This window comes from Collinsella sp. AF23-4AC, from assembly GCF_003462685.1.
Taxonomy (GTDB): domain Bacteria; phylum Actinomycetota; class Coriobacteriia; order Coriobacteriales; family Coriobacteriaceae; genus Collinsella.
Genome location: NZ_QRVE01000011.1, coordinates 51,413 through 59,576, shown reverse-complemented (window position 1 = coordinate 59,576; position 8,164 = coordinate 51,413). Strand labels below are relative to the sequence as shown.

5 protein-coding genes, 1 tRNA gene and 3 pseudogenes are annotated in these 8,164 nt (G+C 52.0%); 3 read left to right on the top strand and 6 right to left on the bottom strand.

Annotated elements, in window-relative coordinates; translation table 11 throughout:
- Nucleotides 1–342: 342 nt before the first annotated feature.
- Nucleotides 343–419, top strand: a tRNA-Arg gene (locus DWY05_RS06980).
- Between the two features lie 208 nt (nucleotides 420–627).
- Here DWY05_RS06980 and xerC read toward each other — a convergent pair.
- Together xerC and DWY05_RS10265 are read right to left on the bottom strand one after the other, a co-directional pair.
- Nucleotides 628–1,659, bottom strand: a complete 1,032-nt coding sequence (xerC, locus tag DWY05_RS06975; protein WP_199409593.1) for a tyrosine recombinase XerC — start codon at nucleotides 1,657–1,659, stop codon at nucleotides 628–630.
- Between the two features lie 9 nt (nucleotides 1,660–1,668).
- Nucleotides 1,669–1,812 (bottom strand): annotated as a pseudogene (locus DWY05_RS10265) (site-specific integrase); the annotation flags it as partial.
- A 48-nt stretch (nucleotides 1,813–1,860) separates the two neighbouring features.
- On the opposite strand from DWY05_RS10265, the pseudogene erm(B) reads away from it, so the two are divergent.
- Nucleotides 1,861–2,599, top strand: a pseudogene (gene erm(B), locus DWY05_RS06970) (23S rRNA (adenine(2058)-N(6))-methyltransferase Erm(B)).
- A gap of 169 nt (nucleotides 2,600–2,768) precedes the next feature.
- Nucleotides 2,769–3,029, top strand: a pseudogene (locus tag DWY05_RS10215) (topoisomerase DNA-binding C4 zinc finger domain-containing protein); the annotation flags it as partial.
- A 358-nt stretch (nucleotides 3,030–3,387) separates the two neighbouring features.
- On the opposite strand, the gene DWY05_RS06955 reads toward DWY05_RS10215, so the two are convergent.
- The 4 genes from DWY05_RS06955 to DWY05_RS06940 form a co-directional block, all read right to left on the bottom strand.
- Nucleotides 3,388–4,818, bottom strand: coding sequence for a 6-phospho-beta-glucosidase (locus DWY05_RS06955; protein WP_117821146.1), 1,431 nt, complete (start codon nucleotides 4,816–4,818; stop codon nucleotides 3,388–3,390).
- 353 nt (nucleotides 4,819–5,171) lie between these two features.
- Nucleotides 5,172–5,816 (bottom strand): DUF4867 family protein, encoded by a 645-nt coding sequence (locus DWY05_RS06950; protein ID WP_117821147.1) that lies wholly within the window; start codon nucleotides 5,814–5,816, stop codon nucleotides 5,172–5,174.
- 144 nt (nucleotides 5,817–5,960) lie between these two features.
- Nucleotides 5,961–6,449 (bottom strand): S-ribosylhomocysteine lyase, encoded by a 489-nt coding sequence (locus DWY05_RS06945; RefSeq protein WP_117770240.1) that lies wholly within the window; start codon nucleotides 6,447–6,449, stop codon nucleotides 5,961–5,963.
- Nucleotides 6,450–6,618: 169 nt separating this feature from the next.
- Entirely contained in the window at nucleotides 6,619–8,109 is a 1,491-nt protein-coding gene (locus DWY05_RS06940; protein WP_117821148.1) for a glycerol kinase GlpK, read from the bottom strand.
- Between the last annotated feature and the right edge of the window lie 55 nt (nucleotides 8,110–8,164).

Sequence of the window (8,164 nt, the reverse complement as noted above, 5' to 3'; positions counted from 1 at the left end):
TGTCGAGAAACGCATGGTTGCCGCCGGAAACAACCCGCCGGTTTCGAAAGTCGCAATCATTGGATTTGGCTCACAAGCCTATGTCACTGACCGCGGCGTCCAAGTTGTTCCGCTGGATGTTCTCGCGCCGTAGTGCAATTGCAAGTTTTAACTTCTTTTGCTTTCTTTCACTTCTTTTAACAAAACATCCGGCGGGAATTAACTGCTCGCCGGGCGCCTTGGTTAGGACGTTATAAAGCAGGACTTCCGAAACACGGCGGTCAGATCCGCCTCCTAAGGGCTAGGTGGAACAAACGCCTTTTGATATGATAACTAGATAAAATTGAATAGATTTTTAAGAATGTCCCAGTACCTCAGCAGGATAGAGGGTTCGCCTCCTAAGCGAAACGTCGCAGGTTCGACTCCTGTCTGGGACGCCACAAACTCCGCTGAAAGCCTTATTTTACAAGGTTTTCAGCGTTTCTTTATTTATGGCTTTCTATTTACGCTGAATACGAATTGTTTTCAATCTGTCATTTTTTATTCGATATTTTTTTAAGACTTTTAAGGAAATAGGCTTGCTAACACTTTTTTATTTTTGAAGAAAAATCGCTGGTTTTTTTGGAATTTGCTAACACTTTTGAAATTCTATCTTTGAAGTGCCTGCTTTAAAAATTGCTCTTTCATTTCTGGCGATAAAGATTTAATCAGTTCCAATAACGCCATATCACTATCGGTTAAGTCGGTATCTTGCTTTGGATTGTCTGTATCATCATTAAGCGTAGAATAAAATTCTTTATCCATTTTTTGTGCATTGAAACGTCTGTCCTCGTCAATGATTTCTGAATATACATCTGTAACCATTTCTGCTTCTGCGTGACCAGTATCGCCTTGTACGGACTTAACATCTCCGTTTGTCATTTTGAGTTTATAACCCGTACTTAAATGGCGTAGGCTGTGAAATACCACAACTTCATAATCGTTTTCTTCACAGAGCTTTTGAAACCTATCTCTAACAATACGGCTTTCCACGGGATTGCCATTATCCAACGCAATAACAAGGTTGTAATCATTGTAGGCACTTCCTAAAAATTCCTTTAATTCCTGCTGGTCTTTTTTATATTGCACCAATAGTTCCGCAACTGTTTTAGGTAACCAGACAACACGATTACTTGTTTCTGTTTTTGGCGTTTTCAAGACAAGCCTTGTGGTACAATGCGGTTTTTGCGTTGGGAAAATCTTTAAAATATCCTTTTCCTTTAATTTCTGCATAGCTTCTGCATTTACTCTTGAAAGTTCTTTATTGATGATTACCTTTGCATTATTTGTAGCAATGGACTCTTCATCAATAATAACATCTTCCCATGTAAGTCCTGTAATTTCTCCAATTCGCATAGAGCAGGAAAAAGCTAAGTGCATACAAATTGAAAGCAAATCATCTTCCGTGGCTTTTACCGCTTCTCGAAATGTTTGAACACTCCACACTTTTCGCCTAGTCTTTGGAATTTTTGGTAACGTAGCCAAAGACGCAGGGTTTCTTTTGTTTGTATCAATATACTCCCAGCGGATAGCTTGATTTAAGGCACAGCGGATAATATCATGTATTTTTTTGATGTTCGCTGGTTGAACACAACGACCAGTTGCTTTTCTGTTTGCCCGTGGTACTTCTGGAACGCTCAATAAATCATTGTAGTATTTTGATAGACTTTTTGTAGTTATTTCATTCAGTTTCCAATCTCCAATAATCGGATTGATATAATTTTCAATACTGCCTACCTTACTACTAAATGTACTCGGCGACCATTTAGATGTGCCATATAAATTAACAAAAATTCAAGAAAATTAGATGCTAAAAATTTGTAATTAAGAGGGAGTGATTACATGAACAAAAATATAAAATATTCTCAAAACTTTTTAACGAGTGAAAAAGTACTCAACCAAATAATAAAACAATTGAATTTTAAAAGAAACCGATACCGTTTACGAAATTGGAACAGGTAAAGGGCATTTAACGACGAAACTGGCTAAAATAAGTAAACAGGTAACGTCTATTGAATTAGACAGTCATCTATTCAACTTATCGTCAGAAAAATTAAAACTGAATACTCGTGTCACTTTAATTCACCAAGATATTCTACAGTTTCAATTCCCTAACAAACAGAGGTATAAAATTGTTGGGAGTATTCCTTACCATTTAAGCACACAAATTATTCAAAAAGTGGTTTTTGAAAGCCATGCGTCTGACATCTATCTGATTGTTGAAGAAGGATTCTACAAGCGTACCTTGGATATTCACCGAACACTAGGGTTGCTCTTGCACACTCAAGTCTCGATTCAGCAATTGCTTAAGCTGCCAGCGGAATGCTTTCATCCTAAACCAAAAGTAAACAGTGTCTTAATAAAACTTACCCGCCATACCACAGATGTTCCAGATAAATATTGGAAGCTATATACGTACTTTGTTTCAAAATGGGTCAATCGAGAATATCGTCAACTGTTTACTAAAAATCAGTTTCATCAAGCAATGAAACACGCCAAAGTAAACAATTTAAGTACCGTTACTTATGAGCAAGTATTGTCTATTTTTAATAGTTATCTATTATTTAACGGGAGGAAATAATTCTATGAGTCGCTTTTGTAAATTTGGAAAGTTACACGTTACTAAAGGGAATGTAGATAAATTATTAGGTATACTACTGACAGCTTCCAAGGAGCTAAAGAGGTCCCTAGCGCCTACGGGGAATTTGTATCGATAAGGGGTACAAATTCCCACTAAGCGCTCGGGACCCCTTGTAGGAAAATGTCCTAAGTGTGGCAACAATATTGTATTAAAAAAATCGTTTTATGGTTGTTCAAATTATCCTGAATGTACCTTCACTTTAGCTGAACATTTTAGAAAGAAAAAACTCACCAAAACAAATGTAAAAGAATTACTAGAGGGAAAAGAAACCCTGGTAAAAGGAATCAAAACGAAAGATAGAAAGTCCTACAATGCCGTTGTAAAAATCGGAGAAAAGGGATATATTGATTTTATCTCTTTTTCAAAATAAGCATAAAAGCCCTTTAAAGAGGGCTTTTATATATTAATCACAAATCACTTATCACAAATCACAAGTGATTAATCACAAATTAAAGCTTTAAATTAGCCTTTGTTGCTAACAACCTGCTAACACTCTACGGTGTATGAGGGTACACCAGAGAGTATCAACAATTAAACATAACAAGCACTTATGCTTTAATTTACGGCATTAAACGCTCCCAAGAGGATAATCGAACTTCTAGCTACCACGGTTCGCAGAGAACTCCTAAGGGCCTGAGGTGCTCGAGATTGGGAGCGACAAGCCCGACGAAGCGTACTTTAGGTACGCGAGGAGGGTTGGAGCCCCAAGGTTGAGTGCCTCAGTGCCCTTAGGCCAGGTCTTCGCCGTTGGTGGCGATGACCTTCTTGTACCAGTCGAAGCTCTTCTTTTTGGAACGCTTGAGAGTACCGTTGCCCGCATCATCGCGGTCGACATAGATAAAGCCGTAGCGCTTGGACATCTCGCCCGTGCCGGCAGACACCAGGTCGATCGGGCCCCAGGTGGTGTAGCCCAGCAGGTCAACGCCGTCCTCGGTCACCGCGTCGTGCATCGCGGCGATATGTTGACGCAGGTAGTCGATACGGTAGTCGTCGTTGATGGAGCCGTCCTCCTCGACAACATCCTTGGCGCCCAGACCGTTCTCGACCACAAACAGCGGCTTCTGATAGCGGTCGTACAGGTCGTTGAGGGTGATGCGGAAGCCCAGCGGATCGATGGCCCAGCCCCACTGGCTCTCCTGCAGGTAGGGGTTCTTGGCGCCGGCGAAGGCATTGCCCTGGGTGCGCTCGACATCAGGGTTGTCGGCACCGGCAGAGCAGCGAGTGCTGTAATAGCTAAAGCTGATGAAGTCAACGGTGTTGGCGGCCAGGATCTCGCGGTCCTCGTCGGTCATACCCACGTCGATACCCAAGCGCTCAAGCTTCTTGACGGCATAGGCCGGGTAGTAGCCGCGGCTCTGGACGTCGACGAAGAAATAGTTGCTCTGGTTGTCAATCTGCGCCTGGCGTACATCGCCCGGACGGCAGCTGTAGGGGTAGTAGCTACCTGCGGCAAGCATGCAACCGATCTTGACCTCAGGGTCGATCTCGTGAGCGATCTTGGTTGCCCAAGCGCTGGCGACGAGCTCGTTGTGGGCGGCCAGGTACTCGACGGCCTCCTTGTTCTCGCCCTCCTCAAAGACCAGACCGGCACCCATAAACGGCAGGTGCAAGATCATATTGATCTCGTTGAAGGTGAGCCAGTACTTCACCAGGCCCTTGTAGCGGGTGAAGATCGTGGTCGCGAGGTTCTTGTAGAAGTCGATGAGCTTGCGGTTGCGCCAGCCGCCGTACTCCTTGATGAGATGGATCGGGCAGTCGAAGTGCGTAATGGTCACGAGCGGCTCGATACCGTGTGCCTGACACTCGCGGAACACGTCCTCGTAGAAGGCCAGGCCGGCCTCGTTGGGCTCGGCCTCGTCACCGTTGGGGAAGATTCGAGTCCACGCCAGGCTCATGCGGAAGGTCTTAAAGCCCATCTCGGCAAAGAGAGCGATGTCCTCCTTGTAGTGGTGGTAGAAATCGATGCCGGTCTGCGCGGGATAGTAATAGCCGTCCTCGAAGTCGAGCATCTTGCGCTGGCCGGAGACCACCGCATAGCGCTCGGGGCCATGCGGCGCCACGTCCACGTTGGCCAGGCCGCGGCCATCCACGTTGTAGGCGCCCTCGCACTGGTTGGCAGCCGTCGCTCCGCCCCACAGGAAGTCTTTACGGAAAGCCATACATCGATCCTTTCACACGCTGTTTGTCGTGGCTTCAGTATCCCCGCAAACAGCGCGCCGCTCAACGGCAGCAACGCAGGTCGACACTTCTTTTCGCGCGCGGGCGTCCGGCAGCCGCCCCTGTCTGACACTTTTTGATACCTGCCCGCCCAAACCGCCAGCCACCACAATGGGGACAGGCAGCTTTGTGGTGGTTTGGGCCCGTTTTGTCTCGATCTGTAACAGTTGGGCAGCCAAAACCGGGCCCGGTGTTACAGATCGAGATTTTTCGGACAGCCCCTTCAGTTTGTCTAAATCTGTAACAGGTAGAGACGATTTAGCCCGCTAGATGTTACAGATCGAGACAGAAGATTCTAGTCGCAGGTGATGTCGAGGTTCTTGCCGAAGAGGCCCACGTAGCCGCCTTCGGCTGCCTTGGGGCTGTCGGCGTGGCAGAGGACCCACTTGTCAGCCTTCCAGTAGCAGTAGCTGTCGCCGACCGCGGGCACGTCGGCTGCGGCCTCGGGGCGCGGACCATTGGTGCCGGCGGGCAACGCAACCATTACCTGGAAGCCGCCGTCGTCGACCATGCATGGCGTGTAGTGGAGCGTGGTGTTGAAGACTTCGACGACCGTACCCGCCGGCACGCGGAACGCCTTGACGCACGCGGTGTCGAGCTTGCCGTCCTCGATCTCCCAGCGATGCGCCACGAGCAGGATAAAGTCGCGGGCGCCCAGGTTAAACTCGCTGGCGCGGTGATACTCCAGGCAGTTGAGGCGTGTGTTGTGGCCGTTGCACCAGCCGAGCTGGAAGGGGCGGCCGCCAAACATGAGAAAGCCCAGTTTGTCGGCATCCTTGACGCCTTCGAGCTCCGGCGCACTTGCTACGTACTTGCTGCCCTCGGGAATGGGCGTGGCAGAGAGCGCCTCGAGCACGGGCGACGTGAGCTCGGACGGAACGTCATCCCAAACGTTGCCATAGGATTTGAACTCGGGATCGTTGACAGAATAGATATGCATGTTCACTCCTGTTCGTTTATGTGACAGTACGAACATTCTAGAACAAACATGAGCGATTTTGAACGCTCGTCCCGACCACTCAACAAAAAGGCGCCCCCGCATAAGCGAAGGCGCCCAATGCGCGCGCTTTGGGCGATAAAGCCCTTACGCCTGCTGGTAGTGCAGGTGCTTCTCGTCGATATCGGCCAGGTCGCGGTCGAGGTAGCGACGCGCGAGCCAGTTAGCCATGGGAAGGTTCTGGTCCAGATAGTTACCGCACTCCTCGGGAGCGGCACCGGGGACATCGCCCTCAAAGCCGGCGACAAACTCGAACAGCTCACGCACGAGCGGCAGGATCTCCTCGCTCGTCACCTCGCCAAACACGACGAGGTAAAAGCCCGTGCGGCAGCCCATGGGACCAAAGTAGACAATGCGGCTCGACCACTCGGCATGGTTGCGAAGGAACGTCGCGCCCAGGTGCTCGATGGTGTGGCACTCGGCCGTGTTCATGACCGGCTCCTTGTTGGGCGTGGTCAGGCGCAGGTCAAACGTGGTGACGGCGGCGCCGGTCGCCGGATCGCGGTCGATGCGGCTCACGTACACGCCGGGCTCAAGCAGCAGATGGTCAACGGAAAAACTCGCGATACGCTCCATGGCAGATCCTCTCGATAGTCAATTTAGGACGGGGCTCTTTTAGCTGGTTGGAATGGTCGCACCAATCATACCAGTCAAAAAAGCCCCGTCCCAAATGAGCTGCCAAGGACGGGGATCAATGAGTTTTTAATCCCCGTCCCAGAAAAATCCTTGGGCGCCGCGCAGCCGCCTAGGCAGTGTAGGCGATAGTCGCGTCGACAGCATGGCGCCAGCCGGCGATCTTTTTGACTCGCTTGTCGGCGGGCATCGACGGCTCCACGATGCCGCGGGCGCCGTAGACGTCGACGACATCGCGCGTGTACATGTCCAGCGCAATGCCGCAGGCCCAGGCCGCACCCAGGCCGCTCATCTCGTCGTTGCTCGCGATGCGGATGGGCGAGCCAACCAGGTCGCTCTCAAACTGCATCAGGTACGCATCGCGCGTGGGACCGCCGTCAACACGAAGTTCGGCCAGCGCCGCGCCCGAATCCTCGACCATCGCATCAATCACGTCAAAGATCTGATAGGCGATCGACTCGTCGGCGGCCTTCACGAACTCCGCGCGACCCGTGGTGCGCGTCATGCCAAAGACGCAGCCCTCGGCGTCACTCGCCCAGTGCGGCGCGCCCAGACCGGTAAACGCCGGCACAAAGTAGACGCGGCTCGCCGGATTGGCGGCGTAGCACAGGTCGGTAACTTCCTCGGGGTTATTGATGAGCTCCAGATCGTCGCGCAGCCACGTCTTGACGGCGCCGGCGTAGCTCACGTTGCCCTCGAGCACGTACTCGGTCACGCCGTCCATGCGCCATGCGAGCGAGCTCGAAAGCCCGTGCGAGCTGGCGACGAACTCGTCGCCGACGTTCATCATGACCGAGCTGCCGGTGCCATAGGTCGCCTTGGCCATGCCGCGGCTATGGCAGCCCTGCGCAAACAAGGCGGCATGGCTGTCGCCGAGCACGCCGTGAATGGGCACGGGTGCCGGCAAAAAGCCGCCCAGGTCCGTCATGCCAAACAGGCCATCGGAATCGGTCACCTGTGGCAGGCAGGCTGCATCGACGCCAAAGGCCTCGCACACCGGCTCGCTCCAGCAGCCACGGCGCAGGTCAAAGAGTTGCGTGCGGCTGGCGTTGGACCAGTCGCAGCGGAACTCCGCGCCGCCCGTGAGCGTCCAGACCACCCAGGCATCGATGGTGCCCAGGCACAGCTCGCCCGCTGCAGCGGCCTCGGCAGCCGCGGGAACGTTCGCGAGGATCCAGGCCATCTTGCCCGCCGGGTAGTAGGGCGAGAGCACTAGACCCGTCGTGTCGCGCACCAGCTCGGCCACGCCCTCGCGCGCGGCCAGCTCGTCGCACAGCTCGCGGGCGCGGGCGCACTGCCACACCACGGCGTCGCACAGCGGCTCGCCCGTCGTGCGGTTCCAGGCAACGGTAGTCTCGCGCTGGTTGGAGATGCCGATGCCGGCGACGTCGGCCGGATCGACCCCGGTCTCCTCCACCACGGCGCGCGCCACGGCCAGCACGTTAGCGGCGATCTCGGCTGGATCATGGCTCACCCAGCCGGCCTCGTTGACAATCTGGCGATGCGGGCGATCGGCACGATGAATCAAATGGCCGCCCTCGTCCACCAGCAGCGCCTTGGTGCCCTGCGTGGATTGATCGATTCCGATGATGTAGCGGCCCATGGCCACCCCTTTCAAAACGAATGTGACAAAGGGGCGGTCCCTTTGTCACATTCCA